At 64.8% G+C, this 20801-nt stretch carries 18 protein-coding genes; 16 read left to right on the forward strand and 2 right to left on the reverse strand.

The features are described 5' to 3' along the window. Nucleotides 1-140: 140 nt before the first annotated feature. The 4 genes from UNPF46_RS17845 (at nucleotide 141) to UNPF46_RS17860 (ending at nucleotide 3229) form a co-directional block, all read left to right on the forward strand. Nucleotides 141-506: a YciI family protein gene (locus UNPF46_RS17845; RefSeq protein ID WP_142250867.1), complete on the forward strand. Its 366-nt coding sequence runs from the start codon at nucleotides 141-143 to the stop codon at nucleotides 504-506. A 123-nt stretch (nucleotides 507-629) separates the two neighbouring features. Further along, complete coding sequence (locus tag UNPF46_RS17850) at nucleotides 630-1370, forward strand: TetR/AcrR family transcriptional regulator (RefSeq protein WP_100179403.1); 741 nt, start codon at nucleotides 630-632, stop codon at nucleotides 1368-1370. A 121-nt stretch (nucleotides 1371-1491) separates the two neighbouring features. Continuing rightward, nucleotides 1492-1983, forward strand: a complete 492-nt coding sequence (locus tag UNPF46_RS17855) for a DUF2852 domain-containing protein (RefSeq protein WP_100179404.1) — start codon at nucleotides 1492-1494, stop codon at nucleotides 1981-1983. A gap of 544 nt (nucleotides 1984-2527) precedes the next feature. Continuing rightward, nucleotides 2528-3229, forward strand: coding sequence for a peptidoglycan-binding domain-containing protein (locus tag UNPF46_RS17860; RefSeq protein ID WP_181769991.1), 702 nt, complete (start codon nucleotides 2528-2530; stop codon nucleotides 3227-3229). 189 nt (nucleotides 3230-3418) lie between these two features. Here UNPF46_RS17860 and UNPF46_RS17865 read toward each other — a convergent pair whose 3' ends face one another. Continuing rightward, the gene (locus tag UNPF46_RS17865) at nucleotides 3419-4582 is read right to left on the reverse strand and encodes an acyl-CoA desaturase (RefSeq protein WP_142250869.1); all 1164 of its coding nucleotides are present in this window, start codon (nucleotides 4580-4582) and stop codon (nucleotides 3419-3421) included. A gap of 307 nt (nucleotides 4583-4889) precedes the next feature. Here UNPF46_RS17865 and UNPF46_RS17870 point away from each other — a divergent pair, with 307 nt between their 5' ends. The 12 genes from UNPF46_RS17870 to UNPF46_RS17925 all read left to right on the forward strand — a co-directional run bounded on the left by UNPF46_RS17870 (nucleotide 4890) and on the right by UNPF46_RS17925 (nucleotide 20116). Further along, nucleotides 4890-5657, forward strand: coding sequence for a serine acetyltransferase domain-containing protein (locus UNPF46_RS17870; protein ID WP_142250870.1), 768 nt, complete (start codon nucleotides 4890-4892; stop codon nucleotides 5655-5657). A gap of 480 nt (nucleotides 5658-6137) precedes the next feature. Further along, a complete protein-coding gene (tolQ, locus tag UNPF46_RS17875; RefSeq protein WP_018641591.1) occupies nucleotides 6138-6854 on the forward strand; it encodes a protein TolQ in 717 nt (238 codons plus the stop codon). A 42-nt stretch (nucleotides 6855-6896) separates the two neighbouring features. Beyond that, on the forward strand, nucleotides 6897-7349 hold the full coding sequence (tolR, locus tag UNPF46_RS17880; protein WP_142250871.1) for a protein TolR: 453 nt from the start codon (nucleotides 6897-6899) through the stop codon (nucleotides 7347-7349). Between the two features lie 4 nt (nucleotides 7350-7353). Next, nucleotides 7354-8313 carry a cell envelope integrity protein TolA gene (tolA, locus tag UNPF46_RS17885; protein WP_142250872.1) on the forward strand — a complete coding sequence of 320 codons (960 nt, stop codon included), beginning with the start codon at nucleotides 7354-7356 and terminating at the stop codon, nucleotides 8311-8313. Nucleotides 8314-8354: 41 nt separating this feature from the next. Continuing rightward, nucleotides 8355-9695 (forward strand): Tol-Pal system beta propeller repeat protein TolB, encoded by a 1341-nt coding sequence (tolB, locus tag UNPF46_RS17890; RefSeq protein WP_174719347.1) that lies wholly within the window; start codon nucleotides 8355-8357, stop codon nucleotides 9693-9695. 241 nt (nucleotides 9696-9936) lie between these two features. Then, nucleotides 9937-12267: a putative bifunctional diguanylate cyclase/phosphodiesterase gene (locus UNPF46_RS17895; RefSeq protein ID WP_100179411.1), complete on the forward strand. Its 2331-nt coding sequence runs from the start codon at nucleotides 9937-9939 to the stop codon at nucleotides 12265-12267. A 157-nt stretch (nucleotides 12268-12424) separates the two neighbouring features. Next, complete coding sequence (locus UNPF46_RS17900; RefSeq protein ID WP_100179412.1) at nucleotides 12425-13150, forward strand: N-acyl amino acid synthase FeeM domain-containing protein; 726 nt, start codon at nucleotides 12425-12427, stop codon at nucleotides 13148-13150. A gap of 279 nt (nucleotides 13151-13429) precedes the next feature. Beyond that, entirely contained in the window at nucleotides 13430-13918 is a 489-nt protein-coding gene (pal, locus tag UNPF46_RS17905) for a peptidoglycan-associated lipoprotein Pal (protein WP_097659842.1), read from the forward strand. A gap of 187 nt (nucleotides 13919-14105) precedes the next feature. Further along, nucleotides 14106-15152: a tol-pal system protein YbgF gene (gene ybgF, locus UNPF46_RS17910; protein ID WP_181769992.1), complete on the forward strand. Its 1047-nt coding sequence runs from the start codon at nucleotides 14106-14108 to the stop codon at nucleotides 15150-15152. Nucleotides 15153-15228: 76 nt separating this feature from the next. After that, nucleotides 15229-16311, forward strand: a complete 1083-nt coding sequence (gene tilS / locus UNPF46_RS17915) for a tRNA lysidine(34) synthetase TilS (RefSeq protein WP_100181411.1) — start codon at nucleotides 15229-15231, stop codon at nucleotides 16309-16311. A gap of 267 nt (nucleotides 16312-16578) precedes the next feature. After that, nucleotides 16579-18504, forward strand: a complete 1926-nt coding sequence (gene ftsH / locus UNPF46_RS17920) for an ATP-dependent zinc metalloprotease FtsH (RefSeq protein WP_097659839.1) — start codon at nucleotides 16579-16581, stop codon at nucleotides 18502-18504. 166 nt (nucleotides 18505-18670) lie between these two features. Next, nucleotides 18671-20116, forward strand: coding sequence for a hypothetical protein (locus UNPF46_RS17925; RefSeq protein WP_142250874.1), 1446 nt, complete (start codon nucleotides 18671-18673; stop codon nucleotides 20114-20116). A 1-nt stretch (nucleotide 20117) separates the two neighbouring features. Here UNPF46_RS17925 and UNPF46_RS17930 read toward each other — a convergent pair whose 3' ends face one another. After that, complete coding sequence (locus UNPF46_RS17930; protein WP_181769993.1) at nucleotides 20118-20801, reverse strand: class I SAM-dependent methyltransferase; 684 nt, start codon at nucleotides 20799-20801, stop codon at nucleotides 20118-20120.

Raw genomic sequence — 20801 nt, forward strand, 5'->3', positions numbered from 1 at the left:
GAATCAGAACCGAAGCTCTAGATTCTTGTTTTGACGCGTTTTCTTCACGCGAACCGGTGTCCACTTCGCTCGAAAACGCTCTAGCCAGAATGACCGCGATGAGCTCGCGGCCGTCTACGTATCACCAAAGGAGAGAACCGATGAGCACCGAGCACAAATTCCTCGCCGTCTATCTTGGCAGCACGAGCGGCGAAAAGATGAAGGCCTGGCATGCGATGCCAGAGGCCGAACGGAAGGTAAGGGAGCGGGAGGGCATGGCCGCCTGGCACGGCTGGGTCGAGAAGCACCGGGATGTCATCGTCGAGCTGGGCGGCCCGCTCGGCAAGACCCGCAGGATCGACGGAAGCGGCATCACCGAGATCAGCAATGCCCTGACCGGCTTCACGGTGGTGCGGGCCGCCTCGCAGGAGGCGGCGGCAAAGCTGTTCGAGAACCATCCGCATTTTGCGATCTTCCCGGGCGAAGCGATCGAGGTCATGCCCGTGCTGCCGATTCCACAGATGTAAGTGATCGTCCTTCCGGGCGGCGGTTTGATGAGCCGCCTCGGAATGACCGCGGAGAATATGGGGTTAATCACGCCCGATTCCGGCTAGTGACCTTCGCCGCCGGCTCATGTAAAGATCGTTCACATGAGCTGGCGCAAGGAGCAGCGCCGCGCCGAGCGCGGCTATCATCACGGCAATCTGAAGGAAGCACTTCTGCAGGCCGCTCTCGGGCTGATCGCCGAGAAGGGCGCGGCCGGCTTTACCTTCGCCGATGCGGCACGCATGGCCGGCGTCAGCGCGGCGGCGCCTTACCGGCACTTCCGCGACCGCGACGAACTGCTGTCCTCGATTGCGCAGCGCGGCTTCGAGCAGTTCGAGGCACGCCTGACTGCGGCCTGGGACGACGGGCGCCCCGACACGGTCACTGCGTTCGAGCGTGTCGGCAAGGCCTATCTCGCCTTCGCCCGCGAGGAGCCCGCCTTCTACAACGCGATGTTCGAATCCGGCGTGCCGGTCGACGCCAATCCGGCGCTGCAGGCCGCGAGCGAGCGCGCTTTCAACATCATTCGCGCCGCCGCCGAGCGGCTTGCGGCACTGTCGCCGCCTGGCACGCCGCGTCCGCCGGCGATGATGATGGCGCTGCACATCTGGTCGATGGCGCACGGCGTGGCCTCGCTGTTCTCGCGTGGCGATGCCGCGCGGCGAAAGCTGCCGATGTCGCCGGATGAGCTGCTCGAGGCGGAGGTGCTGATCTATCTGCGCGGTCTCGGTTTCCCGACGGACCGCCGTCCGCCGGCGAAAGGCGCCGAGCCGCCGCCTGTGCCACCGGAGGCGTCCTCCGGTTCGGGCGTGCCGCCGGGCGGCCCCTGGGGCAAGCCGAAATAAGATTGCGCAAATAATCACGCGGGCGTGTCTGGCGGCCAGCTTGACAAAATCGCGGGATCGTCTAGCTATGTAAATGTTATTTACATTCACAACGGCGCTGGTGCCGTGATGGAGATGGGAAATGGCCTACACCGCTGACGTCAATCGCTGGCGCGGCCCTTCGGACCAATACCAGCAGTACGAGCGTCCCCGCATGCTCGATACGCCCTGGCATCCCGGCTGGATCGCCGTGACCATTCTCGGCTTCATCATCTGGTGGCCGATCGGACTTGCCCTTCTCTTTTTCACACTCGGGAGCAGAAGAATGTCGTGCTGGAGCCACCAGGATCGCTGGCAGAACAAGATGGAGCGGATGCAGTACAAGATGGACCGCATGCGCGGTCGAATGGAGCGCCGCGGCTTCGGCTTTGGCTTCGGCCCGCCGTCCTCCGGCAACCGCGCCTTCGACGAGTACCGCTCTGAAACGCTGCAGCGGCTCGAGGAGGAGCAGGTCGAGTTCAAGAACTTCCTCGACCGTCTGCGTCACGCCAAGGACAAGGAAGAGTTCGACCAGTTCATGGCGCAGCACAAGACGCGTCCGACCCCGCCGCCGACCGATCAGCAGCAGGGCTGACCTTCGAGCCTGATGCCTCTCAAAGCCTTCAGGCGCATGCCCCCAAAATCCTGATGGCCCCGAGCCGCCCGTCTGCGCAACCCGCAGGCGGGCGGTTTGGTTTTTGGGGATCCGCTTCGAGTGTCCGCGCGCGGAAGTGCAATTGATCGCGTCTGCAACCGGTCGTCGATGGCTGGACGTCGCCTCGGATGTCGCCTCTGTGCGGCGATGCGACCTACTCCGAAATCCAATCTCCTCTTGCAACCACAGGGTGCCGTGCGTAGTCTCGGGCCGTTTCATGCGATGATATTTGACTGAATGGCGCACTTCGTCGCCTAAGCCCTGTACGAGACGGGTCGCGGTACGGTCCTGTTCAAGAGCCTCAGATACAAGACCGCAGCGCGCCTTCTCGAGATTTTCGGCGTCGGCAATCACAGCGCAACCAACCCGATGAGGTCGATCAATATCTCAACAATGATCGCGCATTCCGTCGGAGCTTCGCAGATGGATGTCTGGAGATTGAGGGCCGAATTCTAGCGAGTTTCATCACGCAAAGGAAATGAGCATGACCGACGGCGAAAAGATGCTGAAGCTGGCCGAGACCCGCATTGGCGAGAAATACGTCAACGTCTGCGTTCCCAAGAACAACAAGAACTGGCACGGTCCATGGGACTGTGCGGAGTTCATGTCCTGGCTGGTGTATCAGGTCGGCGAAAAACTATACGGCTGCGTTGACGACAACGGCGATCCTGCAACGGTCGAGGCTTATACCGGCGCCTGGAAGAGCGATTCACAGAAGCTCGGAAAGCGCATTCCGTGGAAGCAGGCCGCGGCAACGGTCGGAGGCATTCTGCTTCGCTACCCGCCCGGGCCAGGCATGATGGGGCACATCGTCGTGTGCGACGGCAAGGGCGGCACCGTGGAGGCGATGGGCACGGCCTATGGCGTTCGTCGCGGCAAAGTAACGGGCCGGAACTGGGATACGGGCGTCCTGATTCCAAACTTCACTTACGGGGAGGCGGGTGAAGATCTCGATGTGGCCGAGCCGACCCAGCTCTATGCGCTCGGGCGCCCGGGCATGAAGGCGTCCGTGGTGCGCGATATTCAGCGCGCCTTGAAGGAGCTGGGGTTTAATCCGGGGCCGATCAACGGTGAATACAACGAACTGACGGTCGCGGCGGTTGCGGCTTTTCAGGCGACCAAAGGACTCGTCGTCGACGGCCAGGTCGGGCCTCAAACGGCGAAGCGGTTGAAGGTCGAACTCTGAAGCATGATCCGGAAAAGTGCGACGCGGTTTTCCGGAGCGATCATGCGCGAACAACAACCGAAAGCGCGATGATGATTCATCCAGATCTCATCGCGCCTTGGGATCGGCGCGGTGCTTTCAGTTGCCGGCGCGTGCAACGCACGCGCCCAGTGGCATGACCGGCACCGATCTGCTTCGACGAGAAACGGTTCAGCGCACCGTCACGAGCTGCGCGCGAACCGAAGCCAGGAAGTGTTCATAGGCGTGGTCCACGATCTCGTTGAGGGATCGCGTTCGCGCGAAGATCGCCTTGGCTTCGGCGAGAAATTCGTCGCGGGTCGGTATCTTCGGCAGATGCAGATGGGTCAGTGCGTCGACGCCCTCATGCGCGCGATTGAGAATGTCGTGCAGCGTCGGCAATTGCAGCTGGGTCGGATCGGCCCGGTGCAGCGCCGACGAGATCGCCTGTGCCAGGGCGTGGGCATCGAACCGCCCGGCAAGCTCGCGGGCTGCCCGGTTGATGACGCGGGCGCCGAGCGGCTGCTCGTTGCGCAGCACCTGTTCGGGCGGCGCCTTCATGTTCCAGACGATGCCGAACCAGGACAACGCTTTCAGCACGTAATAGGTGACGTCGATCTCCCACCAGTAGAAGCCCTGTCGCACGCTGCTCTGATAGGCGTGGTGATTGTTGTGCCAGCCCTCGCCCAAGGTGAGCAACGCCAGCAGCCAATTGTTGCGGGAATCGTCGCCCGTCACGTAGCGCTTGCGTCCATGCACATGGGCGAGGGAGTTGATGCAGAAGGTCGCGTGATAGACCAGCACCGTGCTCCACAGGAAGCCGACGATCAGACCCGGCCATCCCGCCACCAGGAAGCAGAGCGCTGCAAGCACGAAGGCCGGCAGCAGCTCCAGCCGGTGCAGCCACATCAGCTCGGGATAGACCGTGAGGTCGCCGACCTTCACGAGGTCGGTCGCGTCGTGCTCGCGGTAGAAGATCCAGCCGAGATGGCTGTACAGGAAGCCGCGCTGACGCGGCGAATGCACGTCCAGCTCGGTGTCGGAATGCAGATGGTGATGCCGATGCTTGGCCGCCCACCACAACACGCTCTTCTGCGCGGTGCTTTGCGCAAGACAGGCCAGGATGAATTGAAACACGCGGCCGGTGGCAAACGCCCGATGCGAGAAATAGCGGTGGTAGCCGGCACCGATGCCGAACATTCGCACGACGTACAGCGAGATGCAGATGGCAACGGCCTGCCAGGTGACACCCGACCAGATCGCCGCAAAGCAGCCGAGATGGACCAGCACGAACGGTATGGCGGAGGGATACATGACGTCGTCGTGGCGGTCGTCGGTGCGCGCGTTGGGCAACATGTCTTGGCGTAACCTCGAGTAGCGGAATCCGGGATTTCGTCTCCGCGACGCTGAGAGCGGCCGGGTACGAAAAACCCGCGGATGGCGGACCACCGCGGGGGCTTGAACGAGCTGCCTTGCATGGACATCCCGGCCAAAGCAGCGTCGGCCGAAAACTTGCGGGACTATCGGGGTTATATATGGTTGCGGATACCCGGCACGCAAGCTCGTAGCCTCACGGGGGGCTGCGGCATGATGCGTGGCGCGCGGGCCACCCCGTGGCCTATAGTCGCGCGGTGAAGGAAACTCCACAGCATGGAAGGCGGCGATGACGGCAGCCGTGACCGCGACGAACGATCGCCTCTGGCAGAACATACGCGACGAGGCGCAACGTGCAGTCGCATCCGATCCAATCTTCGGCAGGTCGCTTGCCGAGGCCGTTCTCGCCCATGACGGCCTTGCGGCGGCGTTGGCCGATCTCATCGGGCGCAGGCTTGGCGGCACCGCCGCCGAACAGGCGCGCTTCACGGGCTTTTCCCGCGATGCCTTTCGCGATGCGCCGGAATTGATTGAAGCGGCTGGCCGCGACTTGCAGGCCATCGTGCGCAGCGATCCCGCCATCGCCGGCCTGTTGGCGCCTCTGCTGCATTTCAAGGGCTATGTCGCGCTGCAGGCCTGGCGCGTCTCGAACTGGCTCTGGCATCATGACCAGCGCGATGCCGCGCTGTTGTTTCAGAACGAGGCGTCGAACGTCCTGCAGGTCAGCATCCATCCGGCGGCCAGCATCGGCTCGTCAGTCTATCTCGACCACGCCACGGGCATCGTGATCGGCGCCAATGTGGGGATCGGCGACGAGGTCACCATCCTTCAGAATGTCAGCATCGGCCGCGGCAATGAGCTGCCGACGCGCTCACCGCGCATCGGCAGCGGCGTCTTCATCGGCGCCGGGGCGACTATTCTGGGCGATATCCGGATCGGCGATTTCGCCAGGATCGGCGCCGACACGGTCGTGATCGCCGACGTCCCCAATGGCTGCACCGCAGTTGGAAATCCTGCGCGACTGACCAACTGCCCCGAGCCCGCCTCGGCGGCCTGAGGCGCCATGGCGGCGGTCGCCTTTTGGGGGGATGATCACGGCGAGACTTCGCGGAACGTGATTTTGGGGATGATTTTTCCGGGTGGGGCGTGGTTTCCAGGCCAATGCGATCGGGACGCCCTGGAACTCCGGTACCCCGCCCTCCAAACACCCCCAACCGCCTGCGCTGCCTACCTTTCCCGCAGCCAAATTCACCTCTGGTAACCCCGCATTAACCAACGGCGGGCTCTGGTAAGGACGGACAATCGCGCCCAAAGCCCGAAGCCAGGGACCGTCAAAGCCCGGGGCCAAAGGCCCATAGTTTTGACATCTTGGCAGGGAATGCAGACGGCCGGCTTTGGACGAGCCCCTGCACCCCAAAAGACAAAGGCTTTGAGCGGGCTTGCCGGCCGCGCCGGTGCTAGCGCGGCCATTGGGGAACCGGTAGCCATTTGCTGGCCGGCACATCGGGTAAACGATCGCCTTGAGAGGATACTGCTTATGAATCCGGCCGACGTGGCTCAGTCAGCCCTTCCGGTTGCCGCTTCCGCGGACGTGTCGCTGATCGCGCTGTTCTGGCAGGCTCACTGGATCGTGAAAGCGGTGATGCTGGGACTTCTGTCCTGCTCGGTCTGGGTCTGGGCCATCGCGATCGACAAGATCTTCCTGTTTGCCCGCACCCGCCGCTCGATGGACCGTTTCGAGCAGGCGTTCTGGTCCGGCGAATCGATCGAGGAGCTCTATCGCACCCTTTCGGCCAAGCCGACGCATTCGATGGCGGCCTGCTTCGTGGCGGCGATGCGCGAGTGGAAGCGGTCGTTCGAGAGCCATGCCCGCTCGGTCGCGGGTTTGCAGATGCGCATCGACAAGGTCATGAACGTCTCGATCGCGCGCGAGGTCGAACGGCTGGAGCGCCGCCTGCTGGTGCTCGCGACCGTCGGCTCCGCAGGCCCCTTCGTCGGCCTGTTCGGCACGGTCTGGGGCATCATGTCGAGCTTCCAGTCGATCGCGGCGTCGAAAAATACCTCTTTGGCAGTGGTCGCGCCGGGTATCGCGGAGGCGCTGTTTGCGACCGCGGTCGGCCTTATCGCCGCCATTCCTGCCACTATCTTCTACAATAAGTTCACGTCCGAGGTGAACCGGCAGGCTCAGCGGCTGGAAGGCTTCGCCGATGAATTTTCCGCCATCCTGTCGCGTCAGATCGACGAGCGGGGCTGACCGCGGGGTGTATAGTGTGAAGGGCAACTTGGGCACCAGACCATGGGCATGAACGTTGCGAGTTCGTCCGGAGGCGGCGGTCGCCGCGGCCGGCGCAAGCCCGTCGTGGCCGAGATCAACGTCACGCCGATGGTGGACGTGATGCTGGTGCTGCTCATCATCTTCATGGTGTCGGCGCCGATGCTGACGGTCGGCGTGCCGCTCGACCTGCCGCAGACCCAGGCCAAGAGCCTCGAGAACAACGACCAGAAGCCGATCCAGATGTCGGTCGACATCAAGGGCAAGGTGTTCATCAACGACACCGAGATCGCACTGAATGAGCTCATCCCGAAGCTGAAGGCGATCACCGATGCGCGCGGCGGGCTGGAGGAGCGCATCTATCTGCGCGCTGACAAGAAGGCGGATTACGGCACGGTGGCCAAGGTGATGGGCCAGTTGTCCGGCGCCGGGTTCAAGAAGCTCGCCCTCGTCACGGAAGCGGATCAGGGGTCTTAAGGCAGTGAAGGTGAACGTCGACAAGACACTCGTTGCGTCGATTGCCCTCCACGTCCTCGTGCTGGGATGGGGGCTCGTCACCTTCAGCAGCAAGGCCTACATCGCGCCGGAAGAGTCGCTTCCGATCGACATCATCTCCACCGATCAGCTCGCCAAGATGATGGCGGGTCAGAAGACCGGCAAGAAGGAAGAGCTCAAGCCGAAGGTCGAGAAGATCGCGGAAGCGAAGCCGGAGGAAGACGCCGTCGGCAAGGTCACCGAGAAGAAAGAGCTGATCAAGACCAATTCGCAGCCGGACCCGCCGCCGAAACCGGTCGAGAAGCCGGTCGAGAAGAAGCCCGAGCCGCCGAAGCCCGTCGCCGAGGCGAAGCCGAAGGAAGAGCCGAAGCCGCAGGAGAAGAAGCCTGATCCGGCCAAGGAAGATCCTATCGCCGAGTTGCAGAAGAAGCTGGAGACGAAGAAGCCGCCGCCCAAGCCCGTGGAGCAGAAGGTCGCGGCGGTGCAGCCGCAGCAGCAGCCCAAGCCGAAGGAGCGCAGCTTCGATCCCGCGCAGATCCAGCGCGACCTCGACAAGCGCGCCGCGACCCGGCACGAGCAGACCGGCTCGGCGCTGAATGCGTCGGCGTCGCTGGGCGCGGCGACCGGGACTGCTGCCAACAACATTGCGACCTGGCGCGGTGCGTTCCAGGGCGCGGTCAAGCGCTGCTTCACGCCGACCTATAACGGACAGGATGCCGACCAGTACGAAGCCGACATCGACATTCCCATGAAGATCGACGGATCGCTGGCGTCCGAACCCATCGTGGTCGCGGTGAGGGGACCGTCGCGGTCGATCGCCCAGGCGGTGGCGGAGAGCGCCAAGCGCGCCATCGTGCAGTGTCAGGTCTACTCGTTCATGCCGAAGCAGCAGTACGAGAGCTGGAAGCTCATTCCCATGACTTTCGGCCTGAAAGATATGTTGTGACATCCGAACAAAAGAATTTTGCAATGAATGACGTCCGATCGATGAACCGCCGCCGCTTCATGACCCTGACCGGATCGACGCTCGCGATGCTCGGGAGCGGGCAGGCCTTCGCGCAGGGCCGAATTCGTATCGACCCGACCGAATTCCAGCCGATCCCGATCGCGATCACCAACTTCCTGCCGGGCTCGCCGTCGGACGGCGACGTCGGCAACGGCGTCACGCAGGTCATCACCAACAATCTGAAGCGCTCGGGCCTGTTCGCGCCGATCGACCAGGCCGCCTTCATCGAGCGCATCAACAACATGGACGTCGCGCCGCAATTCCAGAACTGGAAGACGCTCAACGCGCAGGCCCTCGTCACAGGCCGCATGACGCGCCAGCCCGACGGCCGGCTGAAGGCCGAATTCCGCCTGTGGGACGTGGTCTCCGGCCAGCAGCTCGCCGGCCAGCAATATTTCACCTCGCCGGAATATTGGCGCCGCATCGCCCACATTATCTCCGACCAGATCTACGAGCGGATGACCGGCGAGAAGGGCTATTTCGACAGCCGCGTGGTGTTCGTGGACGAGAGCGGGCCGAAGGAGCGACGCGTCAAGCGGCTCGCGATGATGGACCAGGACGGCGCCAATGTGCGCTATCTGACCCGCGGCGCCGACCTCGTGCTGACGCCGCGCTTCTCGCCGAACTCGCAAGAGATCACCTATATGGAGTTCGGCCAGGGCGATCCGAAGGTCTATCTGTTCAACATCGAGACCGGCCAGCGCGAGATCGTCGGCAACTTCCCGGGCATGACCTTCGCGCCGCGCTTCTCGCCGGACGGCCAGCGCGTCATCATGAGCCTGCAGCAGGGCGGCAATTCCAACCTGTTCGTGATGGATCTGCGCTCGCGCTCGACCACGCGTCTCACCGACACGCCGGCGATCGATACCTCGCCGTCCTATTCGCCCGACGGCACCCGCATCTGCTTCGAGTCCGATCGCGGCGGCCGGTCGCAGATCTATGTGATGGCGGCGGGCGGCGGACAGGCGCAGCGCATCTCGTTCTCCAAGGACGACACCAACGCCAGCTATTCGACGCCGGTGTGGTCGCCGAAGGGCGATTACATCGCCTTCACCCGGCAGGGCGGCGGGCAGTTCTCGATCGGCGTCATGAAGCCTGACGGCTCCGGCGAGCGGCTGCTCACCTCCGGCTTCCACAACGAAGGCCCGACCTTCTCGCCGAACGGCCGCGTGCTGATGTTCTTCCGCGATCCCGGCGGCAATGGCGGACCGTCGCTCTACAGCGTCGACATCTCCGGTCGCAACGAGCTCAAGGTGCCGACGCCGGGCTTCGCCTCCGACCCGGCATGGTCGCCGCTGTTGTCCTCGACGGCGGGCCAATAGATCCGCGCGTTGGAAACGCGCGATGTTTTCGAAAAGGCGCGCGGATTTTTTCGCATTCGGTGAGGAAAGCAATCCTTTCTTCACCTTGCGCTCGGCAAGCCTTGCCTAGCTGCTTGATATTTAAGCAGAAATCGGTTCGTCGATACCGAAAAACAACTCGACTTTAACGATGTTCCCTCAGAAAGGCTTCATCTGGGCTGGGTAAAAGTACGCGCCAAACAGGACGCGCGTACAAACACCAATGCAGTTCGCAAGCCAAAGCGGAGCACCTGGACAGGCCTCGCCGACGATTTCGGCGGCGTTGATCGATTCCTTGTTCGAAGCTCCCCGACCGCTGCTGGCTGGGCTGGTGTTCGTCTCGATCGGGGCGGCGCTGACGGCCTTGAAGACCGCGGAGCCTTTGATCTGGGCCTGCGTCGGGCTTCTGGCCCTCGCCGGCGTCATCCGCGCGTTCGATCTACATCTGTATCAGAAGCGCAAGGCGACGTTGACGGCCGCGGAAGCGGCGCGCTGGCAGAAGCGCTATCAGATCGGCGCGATGATCCAGGCGGCAGCGATCGGGACGTGGTGCTCGACCACCCTGTTGGCCAGCGACGACGCCGTTGCCCATATGATCGCCCTGTCGGTTACGACCGGCATCGCGGCGGGCGGCGCGGGCAGGGCCTATGGCCGCCAATGGATATTCCAGCTGCAGGTCAGCCTCGTCTTCGTCCCGATCGTGATCGCCCTGGCGCTGCGGGGAACGCCGTTCTACGTGGCGATGTCGGTGGTCAGCGCTGCCTTCCTGTTCTCACTGATGGGAATCTCGGCCAATTTGCACAGGATATTCATGCGCGCGCTGGTCGCGCGCGAGCGCGAAGCAGCGCTCGCCGGCCAATTCGACACCGCGCTGAACAACATGCCGCACGGCCTGTGCATGTTCCACGTCGACGGTCGGCTCGCCGTCGTGAACCATCGTTTCGGCGCGATGATGAACCTGCCGAGCGATTTCGTGCAGGATGGCGCCAGCGCGCCGGAGATCATCGCGGCTTGCGTCGAGGCCGGGACTCTCTCGAAGGAGAATGGGGACCTGATCCTGCAGGGCATTCGCGAGCTCCGGAACAAGGAGATCGTGACCCCGGACCCGGACTCCGCACGCGGGCGTACGCTGTCATGGACCATTCAGCCGATGTCGGACGGAGGTGCAGTCGTCCTGCTGGAGGACATTACCGAACGCAAGAGTGCCGAGGCGAAGATCAGCCATCTCGCCCGCTATGACGAACTCACGGCGCTGCCCAACCGCGTCAGCTTCCGCGACGAGATCGAACGGCTGCTGGCAGCTTCGCATCATTCCGAGCGGCTTTCGGCGCTGTTGTTCGTCGACCTCGACCAGTTCAAGCAGGTCAACGACACGCTCGGTCATCCCTGCGGCGACCAGCTGCTGTGCGCCGTCGCGAACCGTCTGCGCGAGATGCTGCGCCCCGAGGATTTCGTCGCCCGCTTCGGCGGCGACGAGTTCGTCGTGTTCCAGCAGAACATCTCTTCGCCCGAGGACGCCGCCGCGCTTGCCCGCCGCATCGTCGAACGGCTGAGCGAGCGCTACCGCATCGACAATCACCTGGTCGAGATCGGCGCCAGCGTCGGCATCGCGCTGACCTCGCCGGAGGGCGCCAGCGCCGACACGCTGCTCAAGAACGCCGACATGGCGCTGTATCGCGCCAAGGCGGACGGCCGCGGCACCTTCTGCTTCTTCCGCGACGAGATGGCGGCGACCGTCGAGGCGCGCCGCATCCTCGAGCTGGACCTGCGCAAGGCGCTCGCCAACGAGGAATTCGAGCTGTTCTACCAGCCGCTGGTCAACCTGAAGTCCGGCAAGATCACCACCTGCGAGGCGCTGCTGCGCTGGAATCATCCGGTGCGCGGCACGGTCTCGCCGGTCGACATCATCCCGGTCGCCGAGGACATGGGCCTGATCGTCGATCTCGGCCGCTGGATCCTGCGCCGCGCCTGCATGGAATGCATGAAGTGGCCGGAGAACGTCAGCGTCGCCGTCAACTTCTCGCCGCAGCAATTCCACCAGCGCGACGTGTTGAGCGAGATCCGTTACGCACTCGAAGTGTCGGGTCTGCCGGCGCATCGGCTGGAGATCGAGATCACCGAGTCCTCGCTGCTGCGCAACACCCAGCTCACCCACGACATCCTGTCGCAATTGCACGCGCTCGGCGTACGCATCTCGCTCGACGATTTCGGCACCGGCTATTCCAGCCTCAGCTATCTGCACAATTTCCCGATGCATAAGGTGAAGATCGACCGCTCCTTCCTGGAAGGCATCGACACGGACCGGCCGCTGATGCTGTTGCGCGGCGTGGCGAGACTGTCGGCCGACCTCGGCATGGCTGTCGTGGTCGAGGGCATCGAGACCAACGAGCAGCTCGAGCTGATCAGCGCCGACGGGACGGTGACCGAGGGACAGGGTTATCTGTTCAGCCGGCCGGTGCCCGCGGTGCGGGTGCGCCAGTTGCTCAATGCCTCGCATGGTCGACGCATGCTCGACGGTCAGGTCGTTGCGATCTCGTCGCGCTCCTTCGCCTGACTTCGGTTCTCGAGATTTCCCGTCATTTCAGCTCGTTACAGGGTCTCCGTAGTCGCACGGGGGGTTAACTGTAATCGATTCAAGCCTTTGCAATTCGGTTAAGGAGGCGTTAATGTTTTAGAACTCGCGGAAGTTGTTGACGTGTGTGGAGTGTCAGATGGAATCCCCGGCCGAGCCGCGCGCTCCGCTTTTCATGCGGGGGGCAGGGATTTTTGATCGGGTCGACTACCGGCTGATCGAAACTCCGGAAGACAAGGACCGCCTCTATGAGATGCGCTATCGGGCCTATCTGCAGGGCGGATTGATCCTGCCGTCGGAGTCGCGTCGCGTCAGCGACCGCTATGACGACGCGCCGAACGCATGGACGTTCGGAATTCACGTCGATGGCGAACTCTGCAGCTCCGTCCGCCTGCACATCCTGACGTCGGACCAGCGCATGTCCTATGCGACCGAGTTGTTCGGAGACGTGCTTCACCCGCGTCTCGATCGCGGTGAGGTTTTCGTCGATCCGGCGCGTTTCGTTGCCGACCCGGAGCAGGCCCGGCGGTTCCCCGAGCTGCCCTACGTCACGCTGCGCCTCGCTTACCTGGCGTGCGAGCATTTCAATGCCGATACCGGACTTGCGCAGGTCCGGGCGGAACATCAAGCGTTCTACCGCCGGGTCTTCCTGCACGAGGCGATCACGGAACCGCGCTCGTTTCCGAACGTGTTGAAGAAGGTCGCCTTGATGGCGTCTGATTTCCGGAGCCTGCGAGAGCGGGTCCTGACGCGCTTTCCGATCATGCGTTCGAGCGCCTTCGAGCGGCGGATGCTGTTCGACCGCGGGAGCGTCCGCACCGCGGCGCCCCGCCCGGTGCTGGTCGCGAGTACGGCGCAAGCCTGAGGTCCGGCGCCAATCCCTTTTCCAACCGGCTCCATGGCGGCGGTATTGCCGGGAGCACGGCCCAAAATTCCGGCCGAAACCGGTGTTTTGCCGGCTTCCACGGCTTGCCTTCACCCTCGCGCCACATTTACAACCCATTAACCATGATGGGTGCTTTTCGCCGGTTGGGGGCATTTGATCGGCCGAGGCAAGGTTCCGTCAAGGTTGACGGAACGTTCGCTTAACCAACCCCCTGTAGACCGGACAGCAGTGGACGAACGTGAGCGTGGAGGCTCCGGAATGAAACATCCTATGCGTATCCTCCAGGGATTGAAGCTGGCCGCGGTGCTCGCCGTCGCCCTGTCGATGGGGGCCTGCGCCAACAAGAATGCTGCGACGGATGCGATGGCCAATGCGGCGACGCCGGGCAGCCAGCAGGACTTCGTGGTGAACGTGGGCGACCGCGTGTTCTTCGAAAGCGACCAGACCGATCTGACCCCGCAGGCGATCGTGACCCTGGAGAAGCAGGCGCAGTGGCTCCAGACCTATCCGCGCTACTCCTTCACCATCGAAGGTCACGCCGACGAGCGCGGCACGCGCGAATACAACATCGCGCTCGGCGCCCGCCGCGCCCAGTCGGTCCGCTCGTTCCTCGCCTCGCGCGGCATCGATGCGAATCGCATGCGCACGATCTCCTACGGCAAGGAGCGGCCGGTCGCCGTCTGTAACGACATCTCCTGCTGGTCGCAGAACCGTCGCGCCGTCACCGTGCTGAACGCGAGCTCCTGACGTTCGGTCAGGCCCCGTTCATCTTCACAGACCGATTATGCCGGCGCCCTCTCGGGCGCCGGTTTCGTTTCAGCATTCTGTGACAGAATCCCCGTGGTACCAGACACATTTTTGGCGTACTCCCCTTCAATGTGTGGCGCGTCACATGTTCCGTCGCAGGCCATTTCGCTTTCGTCGTCAGGGCAAGATGTCATCCAGATTTAAGGTCTTTACCGGCACCGTGGCCATCGCCGCGCTGCTCCCCTTGTTCACGCCCGTCTTCGCCCAGACCGATGATGATCCCGAGATGCGGATCGAGCGGCTGGAGAACCAGCTGCGCCAGCTCACCGGCCAGAACGAGGAGCTGCAATACCGCAATCGCCAGCTTGAGGAGCGGCTGCGGGCGCTCGAGGGCGGCGCGCAAGGCGGGCCCGGACAGGCGCCCAACGTCGCGGCGATGCCGCCCGCCCAGATCGGACCAGGTCAGGTCGCGCCCGGCTATCGCCAGCAGCCGCAGCAGCAGGCCGTGCAGCCGAATTACGAGCAGCCGCAGATAGCGTCTCCCGCGCCGATCGTTCAGGAGCAGCCGGCGCCGGGCGCCCCCGGCACGCGCCGCCGCGGCGATGCCTTCGATCCGAACCAGAACCCGAACGCGCCGGGTGCGCCGCGCGCGCTCGGCGGCGGCGCGCAGCCGATGCCGTCCGGAGCGCCCGGCGGCCGCGGCGCCGGCGAGCCGCTCGATCTCGCCAACACCGCCCCCCGTTATCAGCAACAGGCCGCGCCCCCGGCGGCGCAGCCCGGCTATCCGCCGGCCCAATCCGGCTATCCGGCGCCTGCCGGCGCTCCGGCCCTGACGACGCTGCCGCCCTCGGCGACGCCGCGCGACGAGTTCGACCTCGGCATCGGCTACATGCAGCGCAAGGACTATGCGCTCGCCGAGCAGACCATGAAGAACTTCACGCAGAAATATCCGAGCGATCCGCTGCTCGGGGACGCGCAATACTGGCTCGGCGAGAGCTACTTCCAGCGCCAGCAATATCGCGACTCCGCGGAGGCTTTCCTCGCCGTCACAACCAAATACGAGAAATCGGCCAAGGCCCCGGATGCGCTGCTGCGGCTCGGACAGTCGCTCGCCGCGCTGAAGGAAAAGGAAGCCGCCTGCGCCGCCTTCGGCGAGGTCGGCCGCAAATATCCGCGCGCCTCCGCCGGCGTCAAAGCCGCGGTCGACCGCGAGCAGAAACGGGTGAAGTGCTGACGTCCGGGGGCCTGACAATGCGGATGGAGCTGCGCTAAACATTGCAGCCATCCGCTGGCGATTGCGGGGCAGCGTCATGTCAGACGATGACAATTCTCCGATCTCGACACGCGAGGCGAGCCGACTCTTCGCCGGCCTGAAGAATGCGCCCGCTTTGGTGCTCGCCGTCTCCGGCGGGCCGGACTCGGTCGCGCTGATGTGGCTGATGGCGCGCTGGCAGCGCAGCCTTGCGCGCGCACCGCGTCTCACCGTCGTCACGATCGATCATGGCCTGCGGCGCGAGGCGGCGCGCGAGGCGCGCGAGGTCGAGCGGCTCGCCACTGAGCTCGGATTGCCGCACCGGACCCTGCGCTGGCGCGGCGCCAAGCCGAGGACGGGGCTGCCGGCCGCCGCACGCGAAGCCCGCTACCGCCTGCTCGCAGAGGCCGCGCGTGCCGTCGGCGCCAGCCACGTGCTGACCGCCCATACCCGCGACGACCAGGCCGAGACCCTGTTGATGCGCCTGTTCCGCGGCAGCGGACTTGCGGGGCTGTCGGCCATGGCTCCGCTCAGCGAGCGCGACGGGATCATGCTGGCGCGTCCGCTGCTCGACGTGGCGAAGGCGCAGCTGATCGCGACCTTGAGGCGGGCGAAAGTCGACTTTGCCGACGACCCCACCAACCGCGACACCGCCTTCACCCGGCCACGGCTGCGCGCGCTGCTGCCGCTTCTCGCGGCCGAGGGTGGCGATAGCAGAAATCTGGCACGGCTCGCGACGCGGCTGGCGCGGGCCAATGCGGCGGTCGAGGTGCTGGCCGACGGCGCCGAGCGCTTCCTCCGTTTGCGGGATCGCGGCGATGCGTCGCAGGCGGGCGCTCGAAGCTTCGAGGCTTCGGCCTTCGCGGCCCTGCCGGAGGAGGTCCGGCTGCGGCTCCTGCTGCGGGCCATCAACGCGCTCGGGCATGAAGGGCCTGCGGAACTCGGCAAGGTCGAAACCCTGATGTCCGTGCTGGATCAGGCCATTGCGGCTAGTCTCCGCGCTCGCCCCGGTCGTCGCCCTGCCTTGAAGCAGACTCTTGCGGGAGCCTTGATCAGCCTTGCCGGCGGGCGTATCCAGATCGCACCGGCGCCGGCCAGGCGCCGCAAGGGCGGACAAGCTCGGGACGAGGGCGGATCATGACACCAGCCATTTCGGCCCGGTGCCGTCAGGACACCTTAACCAGGCCGGAAAAACCCAGCCCCAGGCGCCATTATTTCAGCGGGAATCGCTCTAAGATGGGCTAAATAGTCCCATCTCATTCCCTTGGCAGCGACCCGGGCGGCACCTAAATTGTATGCGTCTAACCGAGAGGATTCCTTGGGGATTTTCTCTAGCTTGCCCAAGTAACACCTGAAGGTAACTCCTGAAGGACCAGGCCGCGATCCGCGCGACCACGAAGGAAGATCGATGAACGCCAATCTGCGCAACTTCGCCCTCTGGGTCATCATTGTCTTGTTGCTGTTGGCGTTGTTCACGCTCTTCCAGAATCCGGGTCAGCGGGCCTCCTCGCAGGACATCGCCTTCTCCCAGCTCCTGAGCGAGGTTGACCGCGGCAATGTGCGCGACGTCGTGATCCAGGGGCCGGACATCCACGGTACCTTCACCAACGGCTCCAGCTTCCAGACCTATGCGCCGAACGATCCGACGCTGGTGAAGCGCCTCTATGACAGCAAGGTCCAGATCACCGCGAAGCCGCCGGGCGACAACGTGCCCTGGTTCGTCTCGCTGCTGGTCTCCTGGCTGCCCTTCATCGCGCTGATCGGCGTCTGGATCTTCCTGTCGCGGCAGATGCAGGGCGGCGCCGGCAAGGCGATGGGCTTCGGCAAGTCGCGTGCAAAGATGCTGACCGAAGCGCATGGCCGCGTCACCTTCGAGGACGTCGCCGGCGTGGACGAAGCCAAGCAGGACCTGCAGGAGATCGTCGAATTCCTCCGCGATCCCGGCAAATTCCAGCGCCTCGGCGGCCGCATTCCGCGCGGCGTGCTGCTGGTCGGCCCTCCCGGCACCGGTAAGACCCTGATCGCGCGCGCGGTCGCGGGCGAAGCCAACGTGCCGTTCTTCACCATTTCGGGTTCGGACTTCGTCGAGATGTTCGTCGGCGTCGGCGCGAGCCGCGTCCGCGACATGTTCGAGCAGGCCAAGAAGAACGCGCCCTGCATCATCTTCATCGACGAAATCGATGCGGTCGGTCGTCATCGCGGTGCCGGTCTCGGCGGCGGCAATGACGAGCGCGAGCAGACGCTGAACCAGCTGCTGGTCGAGATGGACGGCTTCGAGGCGAACGAGGGCGTGATCCTGATCGCCGCGACCAACCGCCCCGACGTGCTCGATCCCGCGCTGCTGCGTCCGGGCCGCTTCGACCGCCAGGTCGTGGTGCCCAATCCCGACGTCGTCGGCCGCGAGCAGATCCTCAAGGTTCATGTCCGCAAGGTGCCGCTGGCGCCCGATATCAACCTCAAGACCATCGCGCGCGGCACCCCGGGCTTCTCCGGCGCCGACCTGATGAACCTCGTCAACGAAGCCGCCTTGACCGCCGCCCGCCGCAACAAGCGGATGGTGACCCAGGCCGAGTTCGAAGAGGCCAAGGACAAGGTGATGATGGGCGCCGAGCGCAAGTCGCTCGTCATGACAGAGGAAGAGAAGCTGCTGACGGCCTATCACGAGGGCGGCCACGCCATCGTCGGCCTCAACGTGCCCGCGACCGATCCGATCCACAAAGCGACCATCATTCCGCGCGGCCGTGCGCTCGGCATGGTCATGCAGCTCCCCGAGCGCGACAAGCTGTCGATGTCTCTGGAGCAGATGACCTCGCGCCTCGCCATCATGATGGGTGGCCGCGTCGCCGAAGAGCTGATATTCGGCCGCGAGAAGGTGACCTCGGGTGCCGCTTCCGACATCGAGCAGGCCACACGCCTTGCCCGCATGATGGTGACGCGCTGGGGTCTGTCGGAAGAGCTCGGCACGGTGTCCTACGGCGAGAACCAGGACGAGGTGTTCCTCGGCATGTCGGTCTCGCGCACGCAGAACGCCTCTGAGGCGACCGTGCAGAAGATCGACTCCGAGATCCGCCGTCTGGTCGAGGAAGGCTACAAGGAAGCGACCCGCATCCTCACCGAGAAGCACGCCGATCTCGAAGCGCTGGCCAAGGGCCTGCTCGAGTTCGAGACGCTCTCCGGCGACGAGATCGTCGACTTGCTCAAGGGCAAGAAGCCGAACCGCGAGTCCGTGCTCGAGCCCACCACGCCGCGCGCCTCCGCAGTGCCCCCGGCCGGCAAGTCGCCGCGCCCGCGGCCCGATGCGGATCCCGGCCTGGAGCCGCAGCCGCAGGCGTGATCGCGAGCGACGGACGAGATTGAAAAACGCGGCGGAAACGCCGCGTTTTTTGTTGGCTGGCGTTTCGCAGGCAGGGTGCCCGGCGCGGCGCTCCTCGACTCGCCTCGCGGCAAATGCGCGAAACATTAAAGACGACCTTAACGCTTGCGTCCTACTTTGGCCCGCCATGACTGAGCAGGTCGTCCACAGCGCGGTTCAACCGTTTTCGGCTCGTGCAGTGCTCCCCTGGGCCGTGGGGCTCTGCATCTACGCTCTGCTGCTGCTCGCCGGGCCGCGACTGCTCGGTGATCCCGACAGCTATTCTCACATCGAGGTTGGACGCTGGATCATCGCGCACGGCACCCTGCCGACGAGCGATCCGTTCTCCTTTTCGATGCATGGCGCGCCCTGGATCACTTTCGAATGGCTGTCGGAGGTCATCTATGCCGCCGTCTATGCATTTGCCGGCTGGCCGGGCGTCGTCGCCATCGCGGCCGCGGCGATCGCGCTCGCCTTCGGCCTGTTCACGTTCTTCCTGCTGCGCGAGCTCTCGCCGACCCTGACGCTGCTCATGGTGATCGCGGCCCTCGTCCTGCTGGCGCCGCACATGCTGGCGCGGCCACATGTCCTCGCGCTGCCGCTGATGGTGACCTGGGCGGCGGCGCTGGTTCGTTGCATGGACCGCGGCGGGCCTCCGCCCTATTGGGCGCTGCCGCTCCTGGTGCTGTGGACCAATCTGCACGGCAGCGTGGTGCTGGCGCTCGGGCTGATCGGCCCGGCGGTGCTCGAGGCGCTGCTGCGTGAAGAGCGGAGCGAATGGCCGCGCGTGCTGCTGCGCTGGCTGCCATTCTCGGCGCTTGCCCTCGCAGCGTCCTGCCTGACGCCGCACGGGCCGGAACCGCTGCTAATGCCGCTGAAGACGCTCGGCCTCGGCTCCGCCCTGGCCTGGATCGGGGAATGGCGGCCGCAGGATTTCAGTCATGTCGGCGGCTTCGAGTTGCTGCTGCTGGGGGGCATCTTCGCACTGTCGCGCGGCGTGACGCTGCCGGTGGTGCGGGCCCTCGTGGTGATCGGCCTGCTCCATTTCGCGCTGGCGCAGATCCGCAATGCGGATCTGCTGGCCATGCTGGCGCCGCTCTATCTGGCGGCCCCGCTGGGCCGGACGTTCGGCGGGCCGAGCCGGATCGATAGCGACGGCTCCTCGCGCGGCTTGAGCCTGGCCGCGGTCGCAGCCTTGGCGGCGATCAGCGGACTGGCCCTGGCGCGCGACATCCGGCCGGCGCCCAACATCACCCCGACGGCCGCCATCGCCCAAACCGACCTCGCCAAAGCGGGGCGCGTGCTCAACGATTATTCGTTCGGCGGCTATTTGATCTATGCCGGCATTCCCACCTTCATCGACGGTCGTGGCGAATTGTACGGGGGGCCGTTCATCGACCGCTACAATCGTGCGCTGGCGCTGATCGACCTCGGAGATCTCCTCAAGCTGCTCGACGAATACGACATCGGCGCGACGATGCTCTCACCGCGCACACCGGCGGTTGCGATGCTCGACCGGCTGCCCGCGTGGCAGCGCGTCTACAGCGACGATGTGGCGGTCGTGCACAAGCGGCGAGATACGCCGCAAAGATAACTCAAGCGGTGCCGAAGGCGGCGTATTGGCCGCCGAGCCACATGCTGCTCAGGGCCCCCTCGAGCCTCCGCGCCGGTTTGCTGTCCCAGGGGAGCAACAGGAAATGCCGCGCGCCGATCTCGCGCAGGCCGCCCGTAGCCATCAACTTCCGCGTCGTGCCGGCACCGAGCAAGACGGCATCCCGATCGAACTCACAGCGCGCGACGGCGAGCCGCGTCAGCGGGTTGTACGGATTGTGCTCGATCACGCAGACAAGCCCGCCGGGGCGCGTCACCCGGCGCATCTCGGCGACGAACTGCGCCCATTCGGCCGGCACGATATGGTGCATCACGCAGATGGCCGTGACCAGGTCGAAGCTGCCATCGGCAAACGGAAACGTGCGACCGTCGAACTCGCGGTAGTCGACCTCGCGGTTGTGCGCGCGAGCCTGCGCCAGGCTGGCCGAGGACACGTCGATGCCGCTCAGGCGGCCCACCATGCCGTGCAGCAGCGGGTGAAGGCTGCCGACGCCGCAGCCGACGTCGAGCATGTCGGGCCTTTCCGTGCCCAGCCGCTGCGCGATCAGATCGCTCAGCAGATCGGCCTTCGCCCGCATGAAGAAATCATGCGGCAGGCCCGAGAAGTCGATCGAGGATTGGACCACGTCCCGGTAGTTGTCGTGGTAGCCGTCGAAGAGTTCGGTCAT

This window comes from Bradyrhizobium sp. UNPF46, assembly GCF_006658625.1.
GTDB lineage: Bacteria > Pseudomonadota > Alphaproteobacteria > Rhizobiales > Xanthobacteraceae > Bradyrhizobium > Bradyrhizobium nitroreducens.

Bases quoted from the DNA above. Each gene is read 5' to 3' on its own strand.
- UNPF46_RS17845 (WP_142250867.1), top strand. From the start codon at position 141: ATGAGCACCGAGCACAAATTCCTCGCCGTCTATCTTGGCAGCACGAGC.
- UNPF46_RS17850 (WP_100179403.1), top strand. From the start codon at position 630: ATGAGCTGGCGCAAGGAGCAGCGCCGCGCCGAGCGCGGCTATCATCAC.
- UNPF46_RS17855 (WP_100179404.1), top strand. From the start codon at position 1,492: ATGGCCTACACCGCTGACGTCAATCGCTGGCGCGGCCCTTCGGACCAA.
- UNPF46_RS17860 (WP_181769991.1), top strand. From the start codon at position 2,528: ATGACCGACGGCGAAAAGATGCTGAAGCTGGCCGAGACCCGCATTGGC.
- UNPF46_RS17865 (WP_142250869.1), bottom strand. From the start codon at position 4,582: ATGTTGCCCAACGCGCGCACCGACGACCGCCACGACGACGTCATGTAT.
- UNPF46_RS17870 (WP_142250870.1), top strand. From the start codon at position 4,890: ATGACGGCAGCCGTGACCGCGACGAACGATCGCCTCTGGCAGAACATA.
- tolQ (WP_018641591.1), top strand. From the start codon at position 6,138: ATGAATCCGGCCGACGTGGCTCAGTCAGCCCTTCCGGTTGCCGCTTCC.
- tolR (WP_142250871.1), top strand. From the start codon at position 6,897: ATGGGCATGAACGTTGCGAGTTCGTCCGGAGGCGGCGGTCGCCGCGGC.
- tolB (WP_174719347.1), top strand. From the start codon at position 8,355: ATGAACCGCCGCCGCTTCATGACCCTGACCGGATCGACGCTCGCGATG.
- UNPF46_RS17895 (WP_100179411.1), top strand. From the start codon at position 9,937: ATGCAGTTCGCAAGCCAAAGCGGAGCACCTGGACAGGCCTCGCCGACG.
- UNPF46_RS17900 (WP_100179412.1), top strand. From the start codon at position 12,425: ATGGAATCCCCGGCCGAGCCGCGCGCTCCGCTTTTCATGCGGGGGGCA.
- pal (WP_097659842.1), top strand. From the start codon at position 13,430: ATGAAACATCCTATGCGTATCCTCCAGGGATTGAAGCTGGCCGCGGTG.
- ybgF (WP_181769992.1), top strand. From the start codon at position 14,106: ATGTCATCCAGATTTAAGGTCTTTACCGGCACCGTGGCCATCGCCGCG.
- tilS (WP_100181411.1), top strand. From the start codon at position 15,229: ATGTCAGACGATGACAATTCTCCGATCTCGACACGCGAGGCGAGCCGA.
- ftsH (WP_097659839.1), top strand. From the start codon at position 16,579: ATGAACGCCAATCTGCGCAACTTCGCCCTCTGGGTCATCATTGTCTTG.
- UNPF46_RS17925 (WP_142250874.1), top strand. From the start codon at position 18,671: ATGACTGAGCAGGTCGTCCACAGCGCGGTTCAACCGTTTTCGGCTCGT.
- UNPF46_RS17930 (WP_181769993.1), bottom strand. From the start codon at position 20,801: ATGACCGAACTCTTCGACGGCTACCACGACAACTACCGGGACGTGGTC.